Origin of the sequence: Pseudomonas sp. 31 R 17, assembly GCF_900004915.1 — a bacterium.
In the GTDB taxonomy this organism is placed as follows: domain Bacteria; phylum Pseudomonadota; class Gammaproteobacteria; order Pseudomonadales; family Pseudomonadaceae; genus Aquipseudomonas; species Aquipseudomonas orientalis_A.
This window is the reverse complement of sequence record NZ_CVTN01000062.1, coordinates 65,856-88,683: the sequence shown is the minus strand read 5'-3', so window position 1 is coordinate 88,683 and position 22,828 is coordinate 65,856. Positions and strand designations below refer to the sequence as shown.

General features: G+C 61.4%; 22 protein-coding genes and 1 riboswitch. Of the genes, 10 read left to right on the top strand and 12 right to left on the bottom strand.

Translation table 11 applies throughout. From position 1 onward, the window contains the following. Positions 1 to 252: 252 nt before the first annotated feature. The gene (locus BFP89_RS10390) at positions 253 to 639 is read right to left on the bottom strand and encodes an MAPEG family protein (protein WP_065885395.1); all 387 of its coding nucleotides are present in this window, start codon (positions 637 to 639) and stop codon (positions 253 to 255) included. 165 nt (positions 640 to 804) lie between these two features. Between BFP89_RS10390 and BFP89_RS10385 the strand changes: the two genes are divergently transcribed. Continuing rightward, a complete protein-coding gene (locus BFP89_RS10385) occupies positions 805 to 2,067 on the top strand; it encodes a cation:proton antiporter (protein WP_065885394.1) in 1,263 nt (420 codons plus the stop codon). Here BFP89_RS10385 and BFP89_RS10380 read toward each other — a convergent pair. From BFP89_RS10380 to BFP89_RS10370, 3 genes are all read right to left on the bottom strand, one after another. Beyond that, the gene (locus BFP89_RS10380) at positions 2,061 to 2,948 is read right to left on the bottom strand and encodes a formate/nitrite transporter family protein (RefSeq protein WP_065885393.1); all 888 of its coding nucleotides are present in this window, start codon (positions 2,946 to 2,948) and stop codon (positions 2,061 to 2,063) included. The two genes, BFP89_RS10385 and BFP89_RS10380, sit on opposite strands and share 7 nt — an antisense overlap. A 71-nt stretch (positions 2,949 to 3,019) precedes the next feature. After that, positions 3,020 to 4,870 (bottom strand): patatin-like phospholipase family protein, encoded by a 1,851-nt coding sequence (locus BFP89_RS10375; RefSeq protein WP_370671212.1) that lies wholly within the window; start codon positions 4,868 to 4,870, stop codon positions 3,020 to 3,022. Positions 4,871 to 5,048: 178 nt separating this feature from the next. Next, positions 5,049 to 5,453 carry an acyl-CoA thioesterase gene (locus BFP89_RS10370; RefSeq protein WP_065885391.1) on the bottom strand — a complete coding sequence of 135 codons (405 nt, stop codon included), beginning with the start codon at positions 5,451 to 5,453 and terminating at the stop codon, positions 5,049 to 5,051. A gap of 198 nt (positions 5,454 to 5,651) precedes the next feature. After that, positions 5,652 to 5,757: riboswitch (S-adenosyl-L-homocysteine riboswitch) on the top strand. A gap of 21 nt (positions 5,758 to 5,778) precedes the next feature. Between BFP89_RS10370 and ahcY the strand changes: the two genes are divergently transcribed. The 5 genes from ahcY (at position 5,779) to BFP89_RS10345 (ending at position 12,363) form a co-directional block, all read left to right on the top strand. Next, positions 5,779 to 7,188, top strand: a complete 1,410-nt coding sequence (gene ahcY / locus BFP89_RS10365) for an adenosylhomocysteinase (protein WP_065885390.1) — start codon at positions 5,779 to 5,781, stop codon at positions 7,186 to 7,188. A 180-nt stretch (positions 7,189 to 7,368) separates the two neighbouring features. Beyond that, complete coding sequence (metF, locus tag BFP89_RS10360) at positions 7,369 to 8,214, top strand: methylenetetrahydrofolate reductase [NAD(P)H] (RefSeq protein ID WP_065885389.1); 846 nt, start codon at positions 7,369 to 7,371, stop codon at positions 8,212 to 8,214. Positions 8,215 to 8,307: 93 nt separating this feature from the next. Further along, positions 8,308 to 9,390, top strand: a complete 1,083-nt coding sequence (locus BFP89_RS10355) for a hypothetical protein (protein WP_065885388.1) — start codon at positions 8,308 to 8,310, stop codon at positions 9,388 to 9,390. 63 nt (positions 9,391 to 9,453) lie between these two features. After that, positions 9,454 to 10,257 carry a substrate-binding periplasmic protein gene (locus BFP89_RS10350; RefSeq protein WP_065885387.1) on the top strand — a complete coding sequence of 268 codons (804 nt, stop codon included), beginning with the start codon at positions 9,454 to 9,456 and terminating at the stop codon, positions 10,255 to 10,257. A gap of 222 nt (positions 10,258 to 10,479) precedes the next feature. Beyond that, positions 10,480 to 12,363, top strand: coding sequence for a DEAD/DEAH box helicase (locus tag BFP89_RS10345; RefSeq protein WP_065885386.1), 1,884 nt, complete (start codon positions 10,480 to 10,482; stop codon positions 12,361 to 12,363). A gap of 174 nt (positions 12,364 to 12,537) precedes the next feature. Here the strand turns inward: BFP89_RS10345 and BFP89_RS10340 are convergent, their stop codons facing one another. Both BFP89_RS10340 and BFP89_RS10335 read right to left on the bottom strand, forming a co-directional pair. Then, positions 12,538 to 13,116 (bottom strand): YceI family protein, encoded by a 579-nt coding sequence (locus tag BFP89_RS10340; RefSeq protein ID WP_065885385.1) that lies wholly within the window; start codon positions 13,114 to 13,116, stop codon positions 12,538 to 12,540. Positions 13,117 to 13,148: 32 nt separating this feature from the next. Beyond that, on the bottom strand, positions 13,149 to 13,700 hold the full coding sequence (locus BFP89_RS10335; protein ID WP_005792225.1) for a cytochrome b: 552 nt from the start codon (positions 13,698 to 13,700) through the stop codon (positions 13,149 to 13,151). A gap of 272 nt (positions 13,701 to 13,972) precedes the next feature. Between BFP89_RS10335 and BFP89_RS10330 the strand changes: the two genes are divergently transcribed. Both BFP89_RS10330 and BFP89_RS10325 read left to right on the top strand, forming a co-directional pair. Beyond that, positions 13,973 to 15,379: an adenosylmethionine--8-amino-7-oxononanoate transaminase gene (locus BFP89_RS10330; protein ID WP_065885384.1), complete on the top strand. Its 1,407-nt coding sequence runs from the start codon at positions 13,973 to 13,975 to the stop codon at positions 15,377 to 15,379. A gap of 142 nt (positions 15,380 to 15,521) precedes the next feature. Continuing rightward, positions 15,522 to 16,241 (top strand): 16S rRNA (uracil(1498)-N(3))-methyltransferase, encoded by a 720-nt coding sequence (locus BFP89_RS10325; protein ID WP_065885383.1) that lies wholly within the window; start codon positions 15,522 to 15,524, stop codon positions 16,239 to 16,241. 54 nt (positions 16,242 to 16,295) lie between these two features. On the opposite strand, the gene BFP89_RS10320 is transcribed toward BFP89_RS10325, so the two are convergent. Genes BFP89_RS10320 through BFP89_RS10310 form a run of 3 tightly spaced genes read right to left on the bottom strand, consistent with a single transcriptional unit; the run spans position 16,296 to position 18,807 of the window. After that, a complete protein-coding gene (locus BFP89_RS10320; RefSeq protein ID WP_065885382.1) occupies positions 16,296 to 17,198 on the bottom strand; it encodes a transporter substrate-binding domain-containing protein in 903 nt (300 codons plus the stop codon). Positions 17,199 to 17,222: 24 nt separating this feature from the next. After that, positions 17,223 to 17,573, bottom strand: a complete 351-nt coding sequence (locus tag BFP89_RS10315; RefSeq protein WP_065885381.1) for a RidA family protein — start codon at positions 17,571 to 17,573, stop codon at positions 17,223 to 17,225. Between the two features lie 10 nt (positions 17,574 to 17,583). Further along, on the bottom strand, positions 17,584 to 18,807 hold the full coding sequence (locus BFP89_RS10310; RefSeq protein WP_065885380.1) for a D-amino acid dehydrogenase: 1,224 nt from the start codon (positions 18,805 to 18,807) through the stop codon (positions 17,584 to 17,586). A gap of 108 nt (positions 18,808 to 18,915) precedes the next feature. On the opposite strand from BFP89_RS10310, the gene BFP89_RS10305 reads away from it, so the two are divergent. Next, positions 18,916 to 19,818, top strand: coding sequence for a LysR family transcriptional regulator (locus tag BFP89_RS10305; RefSeq protein WP_065885379.1), 903 nt, complete (start codon positions 18,916 to 18,918; stop codon positions 19,816 to 19,818). 80 nt (positions 19,819 to 19,898) lie between these two features. On the opposite strand, the gene BFP89_RS10300 is transcribed toward BFP89_RS10305, so the two are convergent. Next, positions 19,899 to 20,516: a PAQR family membrane homeostasis protein TrhA gene (locus BFP89_RS10300; protein WP_065885378.1), complete on the bottom strand. Its 618-nt coding sequence runs from the start codon at positions 20,514 to 20,516 to the stop codon at positions 19,899 to 19,901. Positions 20,517 to 20,659: 143 nt separating this feature from the next. Here BFP89_RS10300 and BFP89_RS10295 point away from each other — a divergent pair, with 143 nt between their 5' ends. Next, the gene (locus tag BFP89_RS10295; RefSeq protein ID WP_065885377.1) at positions 20,660 to 21,574 is read left to right on the top strand and encodes a LysR family transcriptional regulator; all 915 of its coding nucleotides are present in this window, start codon (positions 20,660 to 20,662) and stop codon (positions 21,572 to 21,574) included. Positions 21,575 to 21,633: 59 nt separating this feature from the next. Here the strand turns inward: BFP89_RS10295 and madM are convergent, their stop codons facing one another. Continuing rightward, positions 21,634 to 22,398, bottom strand: a complete 765-nt coding sequence (gene madM / locus BFP89_RS10290) for a malonate transporter subunit MadM (RefSeq protein ID WP_065885376.1) — start codon at positions 22,396 to 22,398, stop codon at positions 21,634 to 21,636. 1 nt (position 22,399) lies between these two features. After that, positions 22,400 to 22,804 (bottom strand): malonate transporter subunit MadL, encoded by a 405-nt coding sequence (gene madL, locus BFP89_RS10285; RefSeq protein ID WP_065885375.1) that lies wholly within the window; start codon positions 22,802 to 22,804, stop codon positions 22,400 to 22,402. Positions 22,805 to 22,828: the final 24 nt, after the last annotated feature.

Sequence of the window (22,828 nt, the reverse complement as noted above, 5' to 3'; positions counted from 1 at the left end):
AGTGGCCGTGACCTAAATAACGGATATGTACTCGGTCTGATCCAAGATACTGGCCAGCCCTGAGGCCGCCATCGGGGGCAAGCCCCCTCCCACAGGGGATCTGCGCTAACCGACTGGCATTGGGGCCAGCCCCCTCCCACAGAGGATCTGCGCTAACCGACTGGCATTGGGGCCAGCCCCCTCCCACAGGGGATCTGCGCCAACCGAATGGCATTGGGGCCAGCCCCCTCCCGCAAGATTCTGCGTCAGGCTTCAGATCGAAACAAAGAAGAAACTCGCAATCAGCGCCATCCCCACAATCCACACCAGCGAACGCAACATCGCCCAGTCCGCCAGGTAGCAAATGATGTACAGCAGGCGGCTGGTGATGAACAGCACCGCCAGCACATTGATCGTCACCAGCTCGGCCGTGCCGGCCAAGTGGGCGATAATCACCGCCGCCGCAAAGGCCGGGGTCACTTCAAAGCTATTGAGCTGCGCATTGTGGGCACGCTTGGCAACGCCTTCGACCGTGTCCAGGAACGCGCGCGGGTCGTGGTTATGGCGCGGCCCGAACTTGCCACCACTGAACTTGGCCACACCCGTACACAGGTACGGCAGGAAGATTGCGATCAACACACACCAGAAAGCCACTGTCATCAGTCATTCCCTTTTAAGATTTATCAAGGCAGTCAAAGCTTCATCACCCACAAGCTATGAGCCGTGGCCGGCCGAAAGGTTCTTTCAGGTAATTGCACCTGTTTATACTAAACACCGTCTCAACGCACGCTGTGCGCCTCTACTTCCCCGCCCCAAGGACCCCGGATGCTTGAACTTGTTGCCGCCTTCATCTGCCTCACCACCCTGCTCACCTATGTGAACTTCCGTTTCATCGGCCTGCCGCCAACCATCGGCGTGATGGTCACTGCGCTGTTGTTTTCGCTGCTCCTGCAAGGCCTCAGTTTCATCGGCTACCCGGGCCTGGAGGAACGCATCCAGCAACTGATCGGCCAGATCGACTTCGGCGATTTGCTGATGAACTGGATGCTCTCGTTCCTGCTGTTCGCCGGCGCGTTGCACGTCAACTTGAGCGACCTGCGCAGCTACCGCTGGCCCATCGGACTGTTGGCGACCTTTGGCGTCTTGATCGCCACCGTCGTGATCGGCAGCCTGGCGTACTACATTTTTGCCCTGTTCGGCTGGCACGTGAGCTTCCTGTATTGCCTGCTGTTCGGTGCACTGATCTCGCCTACCGACCCGATTGCGGTGCTGGGTGTGCTGCGTACCGCCAATGCGTCGAAGCCGCTGAAAACCACTATCGTCGGCGAGTCGCTGTTCAACGACGGCACAGCGGTGGTGGTGTTTACCGTGCTGCTGGGCATCGCGCAGTTGGGTGAAACACCGACCCTGGGCGCCACCGCAATGCTGTTCGCCCATGAGGCGATTGGCGGCGTGGTATTCGGCGGGCTGATCGGTTACCTCGTGTACCTGATGATCAAGAGCATCGAACAACACCAGATCGAAGTCATGCTGACCCTGGCGCTGGTGATCGGCGGCTCGGCGATGGCCACCGAGTTGCACGTCTCGGCACCGATTGCGATGGTGGTGGCCGGCCTGATCATCGGCAACCTGGGGCGCAAGCTGGCGATGAACGACATGACGCGGCGCTATCTGGATGGTTTCTGGGAATTGCTCGACGACATGCTCAACGCCTTGCTGTTCGCACTGATCGGCATGGAACTGCTGCTGTTGCCCTTCAACTGGCTGCACGTATTGGCGGCCAGCTTGCTGGCGGTGGCGATCCTGCTGTCACGCCTGCTGACCGTGGCCCCGGCGATCCTCCTGCTGCGACGCTGGCGCACGGTCCCGCGCGGCACTATCCGCATCCTCACCTGGGGCGGGTTGCGCGGCGGCGTCTCGGTAGCGCTGGCCCTGGCATTGCCGCTGGGCCCGGAACGCGACCTGCTGCTGAGCATCACCTATATCGTGGTGCTGTCGTCAATCCTGCTCCAGGGCCTGAGCATCGGCAAACTGGTCAAGCGCGTGACCCGGGGCGAACCCGAGGCCACGGCCGAAGAACATCACTGATCCTTGTCGACCTGCTGCGGATGCCTCGGGTCCGCAGCCTTCTTGCCCGGCAAGCTGCCCTCACTGCGAATCTGTGCATGGCTGATCAACGCAAAGATAAAGCTGCCACCGATGATATTGCCGGCCAGGGTGGGGCCGGCAAATACCAGCCAGAAGTCATGCCACGACAGTTCACCGGCAAACACCAGGTATGACACTTCCGCCGAGCCCACCACGATGTGGGTGAAATCGCCCAACGCCATCAGGTAGGTGATCAGGATAATGATCCACATCTTGGCGCTTTCCATCGACGGAATCATCCACACCATAGTGGCGATCATCCAGCCGGAGACGATGCCTTTGGCGAACATCTGGCCGGCGTCGTTTTCCATGATCTTGCGCCCGATTTCGAGGAAGGCCATGTCGGTCTTGGTGTCGAATATCGGCAGGTGCAGCATCACGTAGGCCACCAGCAGGGTGCCACACAGGTTGCCCACCAGCACCACCGCCCACAGGCGCAACAGGCGCCCGGCATTGGCCAGGGTCGGCTTGCTCATCACCGGCAACACGGCGGTGAGGGTGTTTTCGGTAAACAGTTGCTGGCGCGCAAGGATCACCGCGAGGAAACCGGCGCAATAACCAAAGCTGGCGATGACCTTGAACGCTTCACCGTCCGGCAGGCGCGAATTGAGCAATCCCATGGCCATCAGCGACAGGCCCATGGTCAGGCCGGCAGCCAGCGCAGACCACCACAACGCCGCGACGCTGCGCTCCAGCTCCTGGTCGCCCTGGGTACGGATGATTTCGTGCAGCACCGCCGCGCGGGGCGGCTGGTTTTCGTCTACGTCCTGCTGTTCTTCCTGCGACAGATTGGGGGTTTTACCTGCTTCGTCGGTGGCCATGATTATCCGGAGTCCAAGGGGGGCGTGTAGCTACGACACGCGGCCACCGTAGCTGTTCAGTGGCCCCGCAACTAAACCGGAATCCTCCAGGCCCTGGCCATTTGCATCGTGGTCGAACCGGACGCTTTATCCCATGGTTTATTACGTGCGCTATAGCGCTCGCCGAGGGTGTCGAGCGCACGATTGAACTCGGTGGGCGTGGTAGCCCACCCCAATTCTTGAGCCGTACGATGGAGCAGTTCGACATTGGCCTCGGGTTGGCCAGGCCGAAACAACGAAGGGTAGATCACCTCCCGTGTGAAGTTGTCTGCCTTGATCGCAATATCGCGCACGCCCATCTGGGCGACAGCGCCGGCGAGGACTTTGGACACCGGCGGCGCACTGCCTGCGACCTGTCTGGCCGCCATTTGCAGCAATTGCTGAAAGTTGCGCTGATCGGCGCCATTGAGCCGCCCTGCCAACCAGTCGACTTGCTCGGGCCGCTGTACAAGGGCATCCAGGTTGCGCAGCGCTGATGAGATTTGCGGCGTAAACACCAGCGCATCGTGGGTCTGATTCGCTTCGGTGATCGCCTCATCCAGGGCTAGCAACGCCTGCTGCGCGTTGCTTCTGAACGTCAGTACATCCGCGGCGGCCGCGTCTTTTTGCAGCGCCGACTGAACGCTGGCGAGCAGTCGATCATCCATGGCCAGCACGGCGTCATGCAGTGATTGGAACGCATGATGCTCAAGGGCTGTGGAGCGGCGCTCCAAATGCGTCTCCACCACTTGACGCGCCTTGGTCTGCAGGTGCTGCTTGTGCTCATCCTGCATCGTGAAGTTGACGGTGCCACCGAGAAGGCCGCGAAAATCACCTTTTTCGGTCTTCAGCGGCAGTGTGACGATTTGATCGGCAAACGCTTCGAGCTTTTTCTCCTGGAAGCCTTCAGCGGCCGAATGCGCAACACCGGTGATGCGATCGGCCACACTGCTGAGAAAGCTGCCACTTCGCGCCGGTGTCTCGCTGGTGCTGGACTCAAACTTGACGATCAACGCTTCCGGCTTGTTCAAGGGGCTATCGGGAAATGACCTGTGCACCACTCCCGGCGCCGGCGTATTGAGCAATAAGCCACCGTCCTTGAACGCGGTGATTTCACCTGAGGCCTGAAAGCCATGACCTTGTTCCACGGGGCTTTTGAACACCACCGGCAAGGAACCGGAAATATGCGCCGCCCGAGCAATGTCCATCTGCGGGGTCAAATCGGCATTGAACACCACCAACTGCGGGCGCTCGGCAAACATACCGGTGCCGGTGATACTCAGTTGCTTGATCGCGGGGATATACCGGTTCAACACCTCAAGGTCACCGAACGTCGGTGCGCCACCGGCACTCAACTTGTCGGCAATCTTCATCACTTGCGCGGGCCGGGTGTCCCGAGGGCTTTGCGCGATGTGCGCAAGCAGCGACCGGCGCGACTCTTTTCGAATCATTTCCTCGAGAGGACAGGCTTCAGTTTGCAGGCGCGGCAACAACGTCACCAATAACTGGGACACATGGCCGACGGTGCCGGGTAACCGGCCGATGAGTGTACCGAGTGTGCTACTGGCGTCCTGCATCCACGCCGTCACGGCATCCGTGCTGTTGAGCAGGCTCGGCAGATCAATGCTGTCGGACAACTTGTCGAAGGCTGCCGCCCCCATGCCACTGGCGATCAACGCCGCCGAAATCGCGCCGGCGGATGAGCCGCAAGCCAATTGGATGCCCTGCAGCTTTCCCGCCTGCTCAAGGGCCTGCACCACCCCCGAAAACGCGACGCCCTTGGCCCCTCCGCCGCTGAGCACCAGGCTGGTGGCAGGCGCCGCCGACAAAATCACTTCGACCCGTCCCAGGTCATCACGCAGCAGCGTCACATTGCGCTCGCCCACCCCCTCCAGCAGAGGCATCCTGGCGCCGAGCGTGGCCGCCGACTTGACCTCGTTATCCAATGAGTGCTGAATCCGGGCACTTGAACTGAACACTTGCATACACAGGCTCTCCATAGGGTGTGAGCCTGAGTGATGAAAGCGTCTCGTGACGATCCGTACGGAATGATTTGGTAAAGCAAATCACACCGCTACGTCGTCACTCGGACAGACTGTCTTCCTTGAACTGATCCTTCACGTATCTGATTTCAGTGCGGCCATGGGGCGCCGGCAGGCCGTCTTCACCGAGGTTGACGAAGACCATTTTCTCCACGGTCAGGATGCTCTTGCGGGTGATCTTGTTGCGCACTTCACAGGTGAGGGTGATGGAGGTACGCCCGAACTCGGTGGCGGTGATGCCCAGCTCGATGATGTCGCCCTGGCGCGAGGCGCTGACAAAGTTGATTTCGGAAATGTACTTGGTCACGACGCGCTGGTTACCCAATTGCACGATCGCGTAGATAGCCGCTTCTTCGTCGATCCAGCGCAGCAGGCTGCCACCGAACAGGGTGCCGTTGGGGTTGAGGTCTTCGGGTTTTACCCATTTGCGGGTGTGGAAGTTCATGGTCACTCCAAAGCGTCTTGCGAAATGATGGGTAACATCATGGCAGAGCCCGGAGCCAAGCTCTATGAGCCATTGGCTATCACCCCCATGAGCGATCTTCATGCCGCCGACGGAAAGGCTTGGGAAGTGCCGCATACACGGCTATAATCGCCCCCGTTTCAAAACGGTCATCTTCAGTTGATACCGTTCTCCCGCCACCTGTCCGAGGGGCGCTGCAGCAGGCTTGGCCTGTCAGGCTCGGATGGGGCGTTGTCCGGCCTGGTCTTGCAGCTGGATACTAAACGCACAACGGCGCCCATTCGCACACTACGAATGGAGGCTCTTCATGAGCGCTGTCAACACGCCTGCAGATTTCACCGACTACAAAGTCGCCGACATGTCCCTCGCCGCCTGGGGCCGTCGCGAAACCTTTATCGCCGAATCCGAAATGCCAGCCCTGATGGGCCTGCGTCGCAAGTACGCCGCTGAGCAGCCGCTCAAGGGCGCGAAGATTCTCGGCTGCATCCACATGACCATCCAGACCGCCGTGCTGATCGAAACCCTGGTTGCCCTGGGTGCCGAAGTGCGTTGGTCGTCGTGCAACATCTTCTCGACCCAGGACCAGGCCGCTGCCGCTATCGCCGCCGCCGGTATCCCGGTATTCGCCTGGAAAGGCGAGACCGAAGAAGAGTACGAGTGGTGCCTGGAGCAAACCATCCTCAAGGACGGCGCGCCCTGGGATGCCAACATGATCCTCGACGACGGCGGCGACCTGACCGAGCTGCTGCACAAGAAGTACCCGCAGATTCTCGACCGCGTCCACGGCGTAACCGAAGAAACCACCACCGGCGTGCACCGTCTGCTGGACATGCTGGCCAAGGGCGAGCTGAAAATTCCGGCCATCAACGTCAACGACTCGGTGACCAAGAGCAAGAACGACAACAAGTACGGCTGCCGTCACAGCCTGAACGATGCCATCAAGCGCGGCACCGACCACCTGCTGTCGGGCAAGCAAGCCCTGGTGATCGGCTACGGCGACGTGGGCAAGGGTTCGTCCCAGTCCCTGCGCCAGGAAGGCATGATCGTCAAGGTGTCCGAAGTTGACCCGATCTGCGCCATGCAAGCCTGCATGGACGGTTTCGAACTGGTGTCGCCGTTCATCGACGGCATCAACGACGGCACCGAAGCGAGCATCGACAAGGCCCTGCTGGGCAAGATCGACCTGATCGTCACCACCACCGGCAACGTGAATGTCTGTGACGCGAACATGCTCAAGGCCCTGAAGAAACGCGCAGTGGTCTGCAACATCGGTCACTTCGACAACGAAATCGACACCGCTTTCATGCGCAAGCACTGGGCATGGGAAGAAGTGAAGCCGCAGGTCCACAAGGTTCACCGTACCGGCGCCGGCGATTTCGACCCGCAGAACGATGACTACCTGATCCTGCTGGCCGAAGGCCGCCTGGTTAACCTGGGCAACGCCACCGGTCACCCAAGCCGCATCATGGATGGCTCGTTCGCCAACCAGGTACTGGCGCAGATCTTCCTGTTCCAGCAGAAGTACGCCGACCTGTCGCCTGCCCAGAAAGCCGAGCGCCTGACCGTGGAAGTACTGCCGAAGAAACTCGACGAAGAAGTGGCCCTGGAAATGGTTCGCGGTTTCGGCGGCGTTGTGACCCAACTGACCAAGACCCAGGCCGACTACATCGGCGTGACCGTTGAAGGTCCGTTCAAGCCGCACGCTTATCGCTACTGATACACCTGCTGCCCGTTCTCCCTGTGGGGAGCGGGCTTTAAATGTGGGAGGGGGCTTGCCCCCGATAGCGCAATGCCAGTTAACAAATATGTCGACTGACACACCCTCATCGGGGGCAAGCCCCCTCCCACATTAAATCGGTGCATGACTTCCGGTATCTGAGTTTATAGGTTTATTACCATGTCCCAAGACCGTCGCTACAGCTTCGAGTTCTTCCCGACCAAGACCGATGCTGGGCATGAAAAACTGATGGCCACCGCCAAGGTGCTGGCCAGCTACAACCCCGACTTCTTCTCCTGCACTTACGGCGCCGGCGGTTCGACCCGTGACCGCACGATCAACACCGTGTTGCAGCTGGAAAGTGAAGTCAACGTTCCCGCCGCTCCGCACTTGTCGTGCGTGGGCGACAGCAAAGCCGACCTGCGCGGCCTGCTGACCCAATACAAGGCCGCCGGCATCAAGCGCATCGTGGCCCTGCGTGGCGACCTGCCGTCCGGCATGGGCATGGCCAGCGGTGAGCTGCGCTACGCCAACGACCTGGTGAGCTTCATCCGCGAAGAAAGCGGCGATCACTTCCATGTCGAAGTGGCCGCATACCCGGAGATGCACCCCCAGGCGCGCAATTTCGAAGACGATCTCAAGAACTTCGTGCGCAAGGCCAATGCCGGCGCCAACAGCGCGATCACCCAGTACTTCTTCAACGCCGACAGCTACTTCTACTTCGTCGAACGTGTACAGGCCATGGGGGTGAACATCCCGATCGTGCCGGGCATCATGCCGATCACCAACTACAGCAAGCTGGCGCGCTTCTCCGACGCCTGCGGTGCCGAGATTCCACGCTGGGTGCGCAAGCAGCTGGAAGCCTATGGCGACGACGTCAAAAGCATCCAGGCGTTCGGTGAGCAGGTCATCACCGAGATGTGTGAGCAATTGTTGCAAGGTGGCGCGCCAGGGTTGCACTTCTATACCCTGAACCAGGCTGAACCCAGCCTGGCCGTCTGGAACAACCTCAAGCTGCCACGCTAAGGCTTGTCCGGTGGTGCCAGGGCCCTCGTTCAGACGAGGGCCTTTGTCGTTTTACGTTGTCGTTTCAGGTATCCAAGGGGAACCCCGCAGTCCATGAATACAGTGCCTTCCACTTCCCGTCCGCAGCTGGTCTACCTGGTCTTCGGTGCCGAGACCTATCACCAGGAAGCGGTATTCAGCATCGCCAGCGCGTTGGCCTTCCTGCAGGACGACCCCGATGCGGCCGTGGACATCCAGGTATTCAGCGACAACCCCGAACCCTATCGCCTGCTGCCGGTAAGCGTGCGCCCACTGGACGAAGCCACCCGCAAACGCTGGAGCGAACCCCACGGTTATCACTTTCGCACCAAGCACGTGGTGCTGCGCCAGGTGCTGCAGGAATCGCCGATGGCGCTGCTGATCGACACCGACACGTTTTTTCACCGCTCCCCCCTGGCCTTGTTCGAGCGCGTGCAGCCGGGCACGCTGCTGTGCAACGCCTTCTACACCCGGTACGGCGACAACCACGAAAGCATTCTCTACACCGCGCTTCACCAGCGCCTGCTCGACATGGGCGTGGCCGATGACGACATGATGACCCTCAACTCCGGCGTGATGGGCCTGACCCAACAGGACGCGCACATCCTCGACCGTTCCATCGAGTTGATGGATGAACTGTTCCCCCATGCCCAGGGCGCCTACACCCTGGAAGAGTTCTGCCTGTCCATCGCCGCCTATCGCACGCTCAACGTGCGCGAGTGTCCGGACCTGATCCACCATTACTGGAGCCGCAAGCAGCTGTTTCGCGCCAAGGTCAAGGCCTGGATCGCCAAGCACGCCGCCGCGCCCACCAGTGCGCTGGCCCTGGCCGACACGCGCCAGGTCTCCGCCCACCTGCCGCGCCCGCCGCGTTTGCAGCGCACGCTGTACAAGCTGATTACCCTGCTGCTGCCCAGGCACCAGCAGCAGTTCATCCGCGAGATTCTCTACGGTTGCTATGAACACGAGAACGAGTTCGACCAGGCCTGTGGCCCGGTTTGGTGGGACAAGGCGCGACAAAACCAGGAAGAGCGCCAGCAGCGTCCGATTGACGCGCACCAGCTCGAACACTGGTTCGCCAACCCGGTGGTGCGCCTGATTCTCGGCGAGCGACGTGCCGCGATCCATGCCCACCTGATGGACGCACCGGCAAAATAAGCCCGCCCGCCAAAGCGCGTGCCAGAGCTTCTCTTTATGCCGGGAGCGTCGTAACCTCCGGGTATGCCCGTCACTTTCAAGTTGTTGATCGCTGCGCTTTTCACTTGCCTGAGCCTGGCGGCCCATGGCGAGAAATTGCGCATTGTCACCGAGCCATGGGCGCCCTATGTCTACGACGACAACGGCACCATGCGTGGCCTGGACTATGAAACCACGGTGGTCGTGTTCCAGCGCCTCGGTGTGGATGTGCAATGGCAGTTCCTGCCCTGGAAGCGTTGCCTGGCCATGCTCGACCAGGGCCACGCCGACGGCGCGCTGGATATTTTCCACAGCCACGAGCGCGACGCCTTGCTGCTCTACCCCAGCGAACCGTTGTCGGCGGTCGAGTTCGTGCTGTTCTATGCCAACGAGCGCCCTCACCCCGCCGAAACCCTCGACGACCTGCGCGGCCTGACTGTCGGCGTCTCGCCCGGTTACCTGTATGGCGAGGCATTCAGTGCCTCCAACGCTTTCGCGCGTGAACCGGCCCCCAGCCATGAAGCCAACTTCGGCAAGCTCATGCTGGGGCGCATCGACATGGTGGTCACTGACCGTCGCGTGGGGCAGCACCTGATCAAACAATTGGGCCTGGAGGGCAAGGTCAGCCAGGCGCCCGTGGTGGTCAGCCGCCAGCCGCAGTTTCTTGCCGTGCGCCGTGGCGCGGGCATGGATTTGCTGGTCCAGCGCTTCGCCGCCGAGCTCAGGCGCTTCAAGCAAGAGCCGGCCTATGCCGCGTTGAGCGCCAAATACGGCGGTATCCAGGCACAAACGACCCCGATCAACGCGTTCGATTACACCGTTGAGCAGCAGGAAAGCAGCGCGCAGTGATTGCTCTGTTATACTCCGGCCTTTCCGCCAGGCTTACGCCCGGCCGCTCGGGTCTTGAAAAAGGCACCCAACCCCGCTACAGCGCAGCTTTGCAGCCCGCGCGAGCCGGTGGAGTGCCCGCCAGACACAGCAGGACCGGACGGGATTACGCTCCCCTAAGCGCCATTCACGCCCGGCAAGATTATCCCTTTGGGCCAAGCCCTAACTAAAACAGGATTACTCATGTCCTTTGCTTCCCTCGGTCTCTCCGAGGCTTTAGTCCGCGCCATCGAGGCAGCGGGCTATACCGAGCCTACTCCGGTGCAACAGCGGGCCATTCCCGCCGTGTTGCAAGGTCGCGACCTGATGGTTGCGGCGCAGACAGGTACCGGTAAAACCGGTGGTTTCGCCCTCCCGATTCTGGAGCGGTTGTTCCCCAACGGTCACCCGGACAAATCCCAGCGTCACGGCCCGCGCCAACCACGCGTACTGGTCCTGACCCCCACCCGCGAACTCGCCGCCCAAGTGCACGACAGCTTCAAGCTGTATGCCCGCGACTTGAAGTTCGTCAGCGCCTGCATCTTCGGCGGCGTCGGCATGAACCCTCAGGTTCAGGCCATGTCCCGTGGTGTCGACGTGCTGGTAGCATGCCCGGGTCGTTTGCTCGACCTGTGCGGCCAGGGCAGCGTCGATTTGTCCCACGTGGAAATCCTCGTGCTGGACGAAGCCGACCGCATGCTCGACATGGGCTTTGTCCATGACGTGAAAAAAGTGCTCGCCCGCCTGCCGGCCAAACGTCAGAACCTGCTGTTCTCGGCAACGTTCTCCCAGGACATCACTGCCCTGGCCGGCAAGTTGCTGCACAACCCGGAGCGCATCGAAGTCACGCCGCCCAACACCACGGTCGAGCGTATCGAACAACGCGTCTTCCGCCTGGCCGCCAGCCACAAGCGCTCGCTGCTGGCGCACCTGATCACCCACGGTGCCTGGGAACAGGTGCTGGTGTTCACCCGCACCAAGCACGGCGCCAACCGCCTGGCCGAGTACCTGGACAAGCATGGCCTCACCGCCGTTGCCATCCACGGTAACAAGAGCCAGAACGCACGCACCAAGGCCCTGGCTGACTTCAAGGCCGGTTCCGTACGCATCCTGGTCGCCACCGATATCGCCGCCCGCGGCCTGGACATCGACCAACTGCCGCACGTGGTCAACTTCGAGCTGCCAAACGTCGATGAAGACTATGTGCACCGTATCGGCCGCACAGGCCGTGCCGGTCGTTCGGGCGAGGCCATTTCCCTGGTCGCGCCGGACGAAGAAAAACTGCTCAAAAGCATCGAGCGCATGACCAAGCAGAAAATCGCCGACGGCGACCTGATGGGCTTCGATGCCAGCACCGTGGAGGCCGAAAAGCCAGAAGCGCGCGAGCGTCCGGACGTGCGTAACCCACGCAACCCACGCGGTCCGAAGGGCGATGGCCCGAACGGCGGCGGGGGTGGCGGTGGTCGTCGCGACAAGGGCAAGGACAAGGGCAAGGAAAAAACCGCGACCAGCAGCCGTGGCGAACGCCCGGCCCGCGAGCAGAAGCCACGTGAAGGCACCCCGGCCCGCGAACAGCGCCAGCCGAGCCAGCCGCCACGTGCTGCAGCCGATCGTGCTCCGGACGAATTCCTCGACGACGATGTGGATAACTTCGGTAACCGCGTCGACTACGTGCCACAGGCCAAGCCTGCACAAGGCCGTGGCCGCCGCCCAGGTGCCCCGGCACAAGGCGCAGGCGCAGCCGCTCCACGTGGCGGCCAGCCACAGGGCGCTCGTCAGAATGGCCCGCGCAACAGCAGCGGCGGCACCACCGGTACGCCGCCGGCCAAGCGCAGCGGCCCGCGTAACGGTGCACCGCGTGACGGCCAGGCCCGTCGCGAAGACTCGCGCAGCAACAACCGCCGCCCGGCCCGTGACGAGCAGCCACGTTCGTCCGAGCCAGCAGTGCAAAACCCGCGCGGCGGCCCGGCGCCGAAAATTATCCACAAGGAGTCGAAAGCGGATCGCTTCCCGACACCCGAGCAGTTGGATCAATTGCCTGGCCGTCCTCGTGGTGAGAAACCAGCGCTGCTGACCCGCAACCGCTGAGTTTCAAAGCACCATAAAAAATGCCCCGCCTCTTTCGAGACGGGGCATTTTTTTTGCTTTTAAACTGTAGGAGCGAGCTTGCTCGCGAAGAACTCACAGACACCGCGTACATCCAGGTTTCACGCGTCATCGTTGACGTTTTTCGCGAGCAAGCTCGCTCCTACATACGAAGCATTACTTCTGTTTCACGCCTTCCAGCGTGATGTCCAGGTCGACAGTCTGCGAAGTCGGGCCTGGGCCTTTCACGCCGAAGTCGTTCAGGTCGATCGTGGTCTTGGCGTTGAAGCCGGCACGTTCGCCGCCCCATGGATCCTTGCCTTCACCGTTGAAGGTGGCCTTGAAGGTCACCGGCTTGGTCACGCCGTGGAAGGTCAGGTCGCCGGTCACGTCAGCGGTTTTTTCGCCGGTGGGTTTAACGGCGGTGGACACGAACTTGGCGTCGGCAAACTTGGCCACGTCGATGAAGTCTTTGCTGGCGATGTGCTTGTCACGTTCAGCGTGGTTGGACCACAGGCTGGCGGTTTTCACGTCGACGGCGATTTTGCTGGCTTCAGGCTTGGCTGCGTCCCAGCTGAAGGTGCCATCCCAGTCCTTGAAGGTACCGTAAATGTAGCTGTAGCCCAGGTGGCTGATTTTCCAATCGATGAAGGCGTGCTGGCCTTCCTTGTCGATCTTGTAGTCAGCAGCCATTACCTGGCCGGCAGACAGCAGGGCGGTACCGATTGCCAAAGCGGCGAGTGTCTTCTTCAACATGTTTTCTATTCCTTGTGAGTCGAGGTTGAACATCAGGCTTTGCGCCCCAGCATTCGCGTCAGGGTCGCATCACGATCGATAAAATGGTGTTTCAGTGCCGCCACGCCGTGCAAGCCGGCGAACACCACCAGCACCCAGGCCAGGTACAAATGCACCCAGCCGGCGGTATCTGCCTGGTCCGGTAGACCGGAAACCACGGCAGGAATTTCAAACAGGCCAAACACCGGAATACCGACACCGTCTGCGGTGGAAATCAGGTAACCGGCAATCATCACGGCAAACAACCCGAGATACAGGAACGCGTGACCAAACGCGGCGCCGATCCGGGTCAGGCGACTGTAGCTGGCCAACGGCGGCGGCGGCGGGCTGACCAGGCGCCAGACAATGCGTACCAGCATGATGGCGAACAGCGTGATGCCAATGCTCTTGTGCAGGTCCGGCGCGTCTTTGCGCCAGGCGCTGTAGTAATCGAGGCCGACCATCCACAGGCCCAGGGCGAACAATCCAAACACCACCAGGGCCACGCCCCAGTGCAAAACCATGCTGACCCAGCCATAGCGGGCCGGTGAGTTGCGTAGCTGCATGTACTTAATCCCGTAAGAACTGTGCCCAAGACTAGCGCTTTACCTATCGAATTAAAGCGGAAAATTTTGCTTTGAAATATCGAGAAAGCCGATCTGAAGGCTATGCATCATAAGTTAACAAGGGATTAAGACTATTCCCAACAAACGTGACAGACCGTCCTGCATTTACCGCGATTTTCCCCACAATGGCTTGTGACCCGCGTCACCATTGCATAGGCTTGCGCGATTGTTTCACCTGCGCAGGTTGCAGGACCGCTTCGAGGAGATCACCGATGGGCTTGAATAACCAGTGGATGCAACGCGACCTCGCGGTGCTGTGGCATCCCTGCACCCAGATGAAAGACCACCAGCAATTGCCCCTTGTGCCGATCAAACGCGGTGAAGGCGTATGGCTGGAGGACTTCGAGGGCAAGCGCTACCTCGATGCCGTCAGTTCCTGGTGGGTCAACGTGTTCGGTCACGCCAACCCGCGCATCAACCAGCGCATCAAGGACCAGGTCGACCAACTGGAGCATGTGATTCTCGCCGGTTTCAGCCACCAGCCGGTGATCGAGCTGTCCGAACGCCTGGTGGCCATGACGCCCGCAGGCCTGACTCGCTGCTTCTACGCCGACAATGGCTCGTCGTGCATCGAAGTCGCGCTGAAGATGAGCTTCCACTACTGGCTCAACCGTGGCCTGCCGAACAAAAAGCGCTTCGTCACCCTGACCAACAGCTACCACGGCGAAACCATCGCCGCGATGTCGGTGGGTGACGTGCCGCTGTTCACCGAAACCTACAAGGCGCTGCTGCTCGACACCCTCAAGGTGCCGAGCCCCGACTGCTACCTGCGCCCCGAGGGCATGAGCTGGGAAGAACACTCGCGCACGATGTTCCTGGCGATGGAACAGACCCTGGCCGACCACCACGACAGCGTCGCTGCCGTGATCGTCGAGCCGTTGATCCAGGGCGCCGGTGGCATGCGCATGTATCACCCGGTGTACCTCAAACTGCTGCGCGAAGCCTGCGACCGTTATGGCGTGCACCTGATCCACGACGAAATCGCCGTGGGCTTTGGCCGCACCGGCAGCATGTTCGCCTGCGAACAGGCCGGCATCCGCCCGGACTTCCTGTGCCTGTCCAAGGCCCTGACCGGCGGCTACCTGCCGCTGGCCGCCGTGGTCACCACCGATGACGTGTACGACGCCTTCTACGACGACTACCCGACCCTGCGCGCCTTCCTGCACTCCCACAGCTACACCGGCAACCCGCTGGCGTGCGCGGCGGCGCTGGCGACCCTGGATATCTTCGAAGAAGACAACGTGATCGAAAACAACAAGGCCCTGGCCCAGCGCATGGGCAGCGCCACGGCCCATCTGGTGGACCACCCGCACGTGTCGGAAGTGCGCCAGACCGGCATGGTGCTGGCCATCGAGATGGTGCAGGACAAGGCGACCAAGACCCCCTACCCCTGGCAGGAACGCCGAGGCCTGAAGGTGTTCGAGCATGCCCTGGAACGTGGCGCGTTGTTGCGACCGCTGGGCAGCGTGGTGTATTTCCTGCCGCCGTATGTGATTACCCCGGAGCAGATCGACTTCCTGGCCGAAGTGGCCAGCGAAGGGATTGATATCGCCACCAACAGCAAGGTCAGCGTTGCCGTGCCGAAGGATTTTCACCCAGGTTTCCGTGATCCGGGATAGTGTCCAAAATCCCTGTAGGAGCGAGCTTGCTCGCGAAGGTATTCCAGGCACATTACGGCGTCGGGTATACGTTTTTCGCGAGCAAGCTCGCTCCTACAGAAAGACAGAACGTGTGTATGCATAAGTTTTCCAGAGAACAGAAATGAGACTGTCCCGCTTTTTCACCGATACCCCGCTGACCCTCGGCGACCTTGAGCTGCCCGAAGCCCAGGCGCATTACATCAGCCGTGTGTTGCGCATGGTCGAAGGCGACGCCGTGCAACTGTTCGATGGCTCCGGCCAGGAGTTTCTCGGCAGCCTGCTGGAAGTCGGTAAAAAACGCGTCACCGTGCAACTGACGCAACGCTTCAACGGCCAGGCCGAATCGCCGCTGCACATCCACCTGGGGCAAGGCCTTTCCCGGGGCGAACGCATGGATTGGGCGATCCAGAAAGCCACCGAACTGGGCGTCAACGCCATCACCCCGATTTTCAGCGAGCGCTGCGAAGTGCGCCTCAAGGACGAACGCGCCGACAAACGCCTGCTGCACTGGCGCCAGGTGGCGATCAGCGCCTGTGAGCAATGCGGGCGTTCAACGGTGCCGGTGATTCACCCGCCGCTGTTGCTGGCGGACTGGTTGAAACAGACCGAGGCGGATTTGAAGCTGGTGCTGCACCCGGTGGCCGAGCCGATGGTCAGTCATGCCAAGCCTTCGAGCCTGGCCTTCCTGATCGGCCCTGAAGGCGGTTTGACCGACGGCGAAGTCGACACCGCCCAAGGCGCCGGCTTCCACGCCGCCCGCCTCGGCCCACGGGTTCTGCGCACTGAAACCGCCCCGGTGGTGGCGCTGTCCGTGGCTCAGCAATTGTGGGGCGACTTCTAAGCCTCCCAGTGATCGTTCCACGCTCTGCGTGGGAACGATCCTGGGTAGCACTTCTTACTCCACCGGGTCGCTGACCGGCTTGGCGATAATCGCTTTCAACTCGCTGGTCATCGGGAATTCCAGGTTCAGGCCCTTGGGCGGAATCGGCTGTTCGAACCAACGCTGGTAGATCCCGTTAATTTCACCCGAGCGGTACAGGTCGCCCAACGCTTCGTTGACCACCGCAAGAAACTGCGGGTCGTCCTTGCGCACCATGCAGCTGTAGATTTCCCGCGACTGCTCCTCCCCCACCACCACCCAATTGTGCGGATCCCTGGCCTTGGCGCGCTCGCCGTAAAGCAACGCGTCATCCATATAGAACGCCGCTGCACGGCCGGTCTCGAGCATCTTGAAGGCTTCGCCATGGTCCTTGGCGCTGATCACGAACATATTGGCCTTGTGCTCGGCGTTGTAGCTTTTGAGGAAACGCTCGTTGGTGGTACCCGCGGTGGTCACCACGTTCTTGCCCGCAAGATCAGCAAAGCCTTGGATACCACTGTCCCTGGCCGTCAGCAATTGCCCCTTCACGTAGATAAACCCGTAGGAAAACGCCACCTGCTTCTGCCGTTCGGCCGTCACCCCGGTAGAACCGCATTCCAGGTCGACAGTGCCGTTTTGCACCAGCGGGATACGGGTTTGGGAGGTCACCAGGTTGTACTTCACATTGAGCGTGCCCACCCCGATTTTCTGCTGGATGCGCTCGACGATCTTATCTGCCAGCTCCACCGAGTAGCCCATGGGTTTGCCGCTGTTATCCCCCACGTAGGAAAACGGCACCGACGCATCGCGATAGCCCAATGTGATGGACTTGGCGTTAGCGATCTTGCCCAGCGTGCCGTCCAACGGCGCTTGGTTCGCATGGGCTTGTGCGCCCAGCAAAAGCGCGAGGGTGCAGCCGGTCAACAGGCTTTTTTTCATTGTTATTCTCCGTTGGTTTTTCGATTATTTACGTACAGCAATCACGCTGATTTCCACCAGCACACTCGGCCGCGCCAGTTCCGCTTGAAGGGTCGTGCGCGTCGGCGCCATGCCCGGTGAAAGCCAGGCGGACCACACCTCGTTCATCGGTGCAAAACCGCTGCCGATATCTTTCAAATAGATCGTTGCGTTGAGCAGATGATCCTTATCGCTGCCCGCCTGGGCCAGCAGCGCATCGATCCTGGTCAGCACCTCCCGGGTTTGTGTCGCCACGTCCAGGCCATCACCTGGCACCTGGCCCGAGAGGAAAACCAGGTCCTTGAAGGTCACTGCGCCCGAGAGGCGCTCATTGCTGCAGATTCGGGTGATGGTCATCCGTACATCCTCATGCGGCGCGGGGCGCAAGGCCCTGCATATCAATGGAAGGCGCGTGTTGCCCGATCAACTCAGCCAGCAACTGGCCGCTGCCGCAGGCCAGGGTAAAACCAAGGGCGCCGTGGCCCAGGTTCAGCCACAGGTTGCGATACACACTGGCACCAATCAGCGGCACGCCAGTGGGGGTGGCCGGGCGCATACCCGCCCACTCCACCGCATTGGCGTAATCGCCGGCCTGCGCAAATGTCTCCAGTGCCTGGCGTTTCATCAGCGCCAGGCGCTTGGGTTCAAGGCCGGCGTCGAAGCCGACGATATCCACCATGGCCGCCACCCGCAGTTGTTCGCCGATGCGCGCGTAGACGATCTTGCGGTCGTAGTCGGTAATGCTCACGTTCGGCGCCTGGTGCTGCGCGCCAATCGGCACACTGAGGCTGTAACCCTTGAGCGGGTAAAGCGGCAGCGGCACACCCAACTTGGCGCTGCGATAACCGGCCGCCAGTACCAGATGCTCGACCGGCACCACCTCAGCGCCCAGTTCGATAGCCTGCACCGCACCGTCAGCGTGGCGAATGCCGGTGACCTTGCGCCCCAGCAAAAAGCGGCAGCGCCCGGACGCTTCAAGCCGCGCCGCCAAGCGCTGGCAGAAAGCATGACAATCAGCCACCTCCTCATTCGGCGTGTAGATCCCGCCGACAAAACCACCGCCCGCCAGCGCCGGCTCCAGGCGTACGCAATCGGCGGCCGACAGCACCTGCTGTTGAAGGATATCGGTGACCTTGCTGCGGGCATGCGCAAATGAGCTGGCGTTGCGGAAGGTGACCAGTTTGCCGTTGCGCCGCCAGTCGAAGCCGTCCAGGTGATCATCCTCGCGCCATTGCTGCAACGTGTGCTGGCTCAGGGAGGCAAGTCGCAGCAGGTGGGCGGCATTGCGTGTGTTCACCGAGCTACGGCATGCACCGAGGAACGCGGCCATCCAGCGCCATTGCTGAGGGTCGAGGCGTGGGCGCAGCTTTAACGGCGAGTCACCGCGCAGCAGCCAACCGATGGCCTGAAGCGGCACGCCGGCATCGGCCAGCGGCGCCACGTAGCGATAGGACAACTGCCCGCCATTGGCAAAGCTGGTTTCACTGCCCAGGGTCTCGCGCGCGTCGATCACCGTCACCTCGTGGCCCGCACGCACCAGCGCATACGCGCTCGCCAGACCAATCACCCCACCCCCAATGATGTGCACCATTCCCGCCGCCCGCCGCTGAATCAAGAAGCCTCAAGCCTAGGGGCAGGTGACAGGCCACCGACAATGAATAAAGATGGGTCACCTATAAACAAAGGTTATGGACTTGCCATGCGCTTGCGTCATATCGAAATCTTCCAGGCCATCCGCCAGACGGGCTCCATCAGCGCCGCCGCGCAATTGCTGCATGTCTCGCAACCGGCGGTGACCAAGGTGTTGCAGCACGCCGAATTGCAGTTGGGCTTTGCGCTGTTCCTGCGCGTACGCGGCAAATTGCAGCCCACGCCGGAAGCGCTGGCGCTGGAAAGCGAAGTCGAGAAAGTCACCGCAAGCCTGCAAGGCGTGCGGCGCCTGGCCAAAAGTTTGCGCCATATGCCGGGACAAAGCATACGGATTGGCGCAATCCCGGCGCTGGCCCTGTCCCTGCTGCCACCGGCAATCCTGGAATGGACGCGCGATTACCCGGACATGGCCTGCGAACTGTCCAGCGACCATAGCCGTGAGTTGGTGCAAAAGCTGTTGATGCGCGAGATCGACCTGGCGCTGACGCTCAACTTCTCCGGCCATCCCGGGCTGACGACCCAAGTGCTGGCCAACGGTGTACTGGTAGCGTTGGCGTCCAAAGGCTACTGGCCGGATGCCGAACGGCATCAGCCCTTACCGTTGGCCGAGCTGGCCGGAGCGCCGTTGATCGGCCTGTCCAGCGCCGACCCGCTGGCGGCGAAGCTGGGCAGCTACCTGGAAAATATCGACCCGCCGCCACGGGTGACGATCTCGGTGCAAACCTATTCCCTGGCGCGTGCGATGGTCGAATCCGGCGCGGGCCTGACCGTGATCGATCCGTTCACCGCGCTGGGTGCCTCAACGGCCACCACCCAGATCCGCACGCTCACCCCACCGCTGCCCATCACCCTCTACGCCCTGACCCGCGCCAACGAGCCACCGCCGCATATGCTGGGCATGCTGCTGGAGATTTTCGGCAGTCGCGCCTGTGAATTGCTCGACCGCCTCTAAGAACACCGCAAGCCCCCTCCCACATTTGATCTTCGCTGCTTTGAGCATTGAATGACATTAGGGCTTGTCCCCTCTGACATTCAAAGCACGTAATGCATGATCGCCACAAAATGCAGCAGGCTGCCGCCAATCACAAACAAATGCCAGATCCCATGGGAGTGCCGCAGGCGGTCCTCCAACGCAAAAAAGATAATCCCCACGGTGTACAACACCCCGCCCGACGCCAGCCAGATAAACCCTGCGGTGCCCAGCGCAGCGAGCAGCGGCTTGACCGCCACCAGCACGATCCAGCCCATCACCGCATAGATCACGATGGATAGAATCCGCGCTTCGGAGCGCGGCTTGATCTCCTGCAAGATGCCGATCACCGCCAGCCCCCACACAATCCCGAACAGCGTCCAGCCCCACGGCCCGTGCAGCGTCACCAGGCAAAACGGGGTATAGCTGCCGGCGATCAACAGGTAGATCGAAAAGTGATCGACCTTCTGCATGATCTCTTTTCGCCGCCCCCGCACGCTGTGGTACACCGTCGAGGCGCTGTACAGCACGATCAGCGTAAAGCCATAAATCGCCACGCTGACGATCTTCCAGGGGCTGCCATCCAGGCTCGCCACCACCAACATCCACACAGCGCCAATGCACGCCGCGACAGCACCGAGCAAATGGCTCCAGGCGTTGAATCGCTCTCCGTGGTACATCTGTCACCGACCTCCTGTAACTCCAAGCACACGTGGACAAGCGTCCAGCCTTGCGCATCAGAGTGCAAGCGCGTTATGACGTTCCGACGACGCCGCGCCGTTTTGCGGGCACAATCGAGGGCATGCGAACCAGAGCCACGGCCATGTTGATCGACGAAGAATTCACCCTCAAAAAGCTGGAAATCTTCCTGGCATTCATGCGCACCGGCAACCTGGCCCGCGCCGCCGCCGAATTGCAGACCAGCAACGTCAGCGTGCACCGCGCCATTCATTCGCTGGAAAATGCCCTGCGCTGCCCGCTGTTCAAACACGAGGGCCGCAACCTGACGCCGCTGGAAAGCGCCTACGTACTCGAAGAGCGCGCGCAGAAGCTGGTGGCCGACGTGGTCGACAGCGTGCGCCTGACCCGCGAAGCCGCCGGTTTCTCCGCCGAACGTTTCAAGCTCGGCTCGCTGTATTCGCTGACGGTCAAGACCGTGCCGCAATTGATCATGGGCCTGAAAATCCGCCGCAGCGAACTGAATATCGACCTGATCCTGGGCTCCAACTTCGACCTGCTCCACAAGCTCAAGAACATGGAAGTGGACGCCATCCTTATCTCCCTGGATGAGCACGCCAACGACCCCGACTGCGAACAGATCGCGCTGTTTACCGACGACATTTTTCTCGCCACTCCGGCCGAATCACCGTTCGACCGCGAGCAGGAAATTGACCTGGCCGACGTGCGCGACGCCACCTTCATCACCCTCACCCAAGGCTTCGCCACCCATCAGGATGGCAACCGGGTATTCAAGCAGGCGGGGTTCGAGCCCAAGGTGGCGATGCAGGTCAATGACATCTTCACGCTGCTGAGCATGGTCAGCTCGGGGGTGGGTTATGCGCTGTTGCCGGGCCGGATCGCGGCAGTGTACGAGAACCGCGTGAAGCTGATACCGCTGCAGCCCAGGTATCGGTTGCAGCAGCATATCGGCGTGGTGTTCCTGAAGGCCAAGGAACGCGATCCGAACTTGCTGGCGTTGTTGGCGGAGTGTCGGATGTATGCCAATCGTCAGGCTTGAGATCGCTATCGGGGGCAAGCCCCCGATGAGGCCAGTGCAGACCCCACACATTCCGAATGTCAGCCCACCAACCCACGCACAATGAAATACAACAGCGAAGGCCCAAGCAGGCAGCCCAACCCGGTATGAAACGTCGCCGTCAGCGCACCATACGGCACCAACCGCCGATCCGTCGCCGCCAGCCCCGCCGTCACCCCGCTCACGGTGCCGGCCAGGCCGCCGAACACCATCGCCGAACGCGGGTTGTCCAGGCCCATCCAGCGCGCCGCCACCGGCGTGCCGACCATCACCAGGATCGCCTTGATCAACCCGGTGGCAATCGACAGCGCCATCACATCCGAGGTCGCGCCAATCGCCGCACCGGTCACCGGGCCGACGATGTAGGTCACGGCGCCCGCGCCGATGGTGGTCATGCTGACCGCATCGCGATAGCCGAAGGCCCAGGCCATGCTCGCACCGACGATGAACGGCAGGATCGTGCCCAGCAGCAGGGCAATCACCCCGATCATCCCGGCTTTGCGCGCTTCGGTGGCCTGCACTTCAAACGCCGTGGCAACGATGGCGAAATCCCGCAACATCGCCCCGCCCATCAGACCGATACCGGAGAACAATGCCAGGTCCGCCAGGCCCTTCTGCCCGCCCGTGAGCGTGCCGCCAACCCAGGCCAGCACCAGGCCGATGACGATGGCAATCGCCGAGCCATGGATGCGTCCGAATGTCAGGCGCTTGGACAGCACCACCGAAATCCACATCACCACGCCCACAAAGGCGAACGCGGTGATCAGGCCATTGTGCTCCAAACCTTTTTCGATGAGGTCCCACATATCAGCGACCTCCTGCAGCGAGGATCAGCGGCTCTTCCGGCGGCAAAGGCTCGCCCCTGTGCGTGCGGCTGATCAGGGCAATGGTGCAACCACACACCACCACCGAACCGATGGCCGCCAGCACCGCCACCGGACCGCCGTGCAAGGCGGTGACCACGTTCTGCTGTGCGGCCATCGCCACCACCACGGGGATGTACATGGCGCCCCAGAAGCCCACGCCCATCTCGCAATCCCTGGTCATGCCGCCGCGCTTTTGCATCCACAACCGCGCGCAGATCAGCAGGATCATCGCGATGCCCACGCCGCCCACATTGGATTTGACCCCCAGCAACACGCCGAGCATGTCGCCCATGATCACGCCCGCGAGCGTGCAGATCGCCAGCAATGCCACACCGTAAATAATCATTGTTGTTGTCCTCAAAGTGCTCGA

Bases quoted from the DNA above. Each gene is read 5' to 3' on its own strand.
- BFP89_RS10390 (WP_065885395.1), bottom strand. From the start codon at position 639: ATGACAGTGGCTTTCTGGTGTGTGTTGATCGCAATCTTCCTGCCGTAC.
- BFP89_RS10385 (WP_065885394.1), top strand. From the start codon at position 805: ATGCTTGAACTTGTTGCCGCCTTCATCTGCCTCACCACCCTGCTCACC.
- BFP89_RS10380 (WP_065885393.1), bottom strand. From the start codon at position 2,948: ATGGCCACCGACGAAGCAGGTAAAACCCCCAATCTGTCGCAGGAAGAA.
- BFP89_RS10375 (WP_370671212.1), bottom strand. From the start codon at position 4,870: ATGCCTCTGCTGGAGGGGGTGGGCGAGCGCAATGTGACGCTGCTGCGT.
- BFP89_RS10370 (WP_065885391.1), bottom strand. From the start codon at position 5,453: ATGAACTTCCACACCCGCAAATGGGTAAAACCCGAAGACCTCAACCCC.
- ahcY (WP_065885390.1), top strand. From the start codon at position 5,779: ATGAGCGCTGTCAACACGCCTGCAGATTTCACCGACTACAAAGTCGCC.
- metF (WP_065885389.1), top strand. From the start codon at position 7,369: ATGTCCCAAGACCGTCGCTACAGCTTCGAGTTCTTCCCGACCAAGACC.
- BFP89_RS10355 (WP_065885388.1), top strand. From the start codon at position 8,308: ATGAATACAGTGCCTTCCACTTCCCGTCCGCAGCTGGTCTACCTGGTC.
- BFP89_RS10350 (WP_065885387.1), top strand. From the start codon at position 9,454: ATGCCCGTCACTTTCAAGTTGTTGATCGCTGCGCTTTTCACTTGCCTG.
- BFP89_RS10345 (WP_065885386.1), top strand. From the start codon at position 10,480: ATGTCCTTTGCTTCCCTCGGTCTCTCCGAGGCTTTAGTCCGCGCCATC.
- BFP89_RS10340 (WP_065885385.1), bottom strand. From the start codon at position 13,116: ATGTTGAAGAAGACACTCGCCGCTTTGGCAATCGGTACCGCCCTGCTG.
- BFP89_RS10335 (WP_005792225.1), bottom strand. From the start codon at position 13,700: ATGCAGCTACGCAACTCACCGGCCCGCTATGGCTGGGTCAGCATGGTT.
- BFP89_RS10330 (WP_065885384.1), top strand. From the start codon at position 13,973: ATGGGCTTGAATAACCAGTGGATGCAACGCGACCTCGCGGTGCTGTGG.
- BFP89_RS10325 (WP_065885383.1), top strand. From the start codon at position 15,522: ATGAGACTGTCCCGCTTTTTCACCGATACCCCGCTGACCCTCGGCGAC.
- BFP89_RS10320 (WP_065885382.1), bottom strand. From the start codon at position 17,198: ATGAAAAAAAGCCTGTTGACCGGCTGCACCCTCGCGCTTTTGCTGGGC.
- BFP89_RS10315 (WP_065885381.1), bottom strand. From the start codon at position 17,573: ATGACCATCACCCGAATCTGCAGCAATGAGCGCCTCTCGGGCGCAGTG.
- BFP89_RS10310 (WP_065885380.1), bottom strand. From the start codon at position 18,807: ATGGTGCACATCATTGGGGGTGGGGTGATTGGTCTGGCGAGCGCGTAT.
- BFP89_RS10305 (WP_065885379.1), top strand. From the start codon at position 18,916: ATGCGCTTGCGTCATATCGAAATCTTCCAGGCCATCCGCCAGACGGGC.
- BFP89_RS10300 (WP_065885378.1), bottom strand. From the start codon at position 20,516: ATGTACCACGGAGAGCGATTCAACGCCTGGAGCCATTTGCTCGGTGCT.
- BFP89_RS10295 (WP_065885377.1), top strand. From the start codon at position 20,660: ATGTTGATCGACGAAGAATTCACCCTCAAAAAGCTGGAAATCTTCCTG.
- madM (WP_065885376.1), bottom strand. From the start codon at position 22,398: ATGTGGGACCTCATCGAAAAAGGTTTGGAGCACAATGGCCTGATCACC.
- madL (WP_065885375.1), bottom strand. From the start codon at position 22,804: ATGATTATTTACGGTGTGGCATTGCTGGCGATCTGCACGCTCGCGGGC.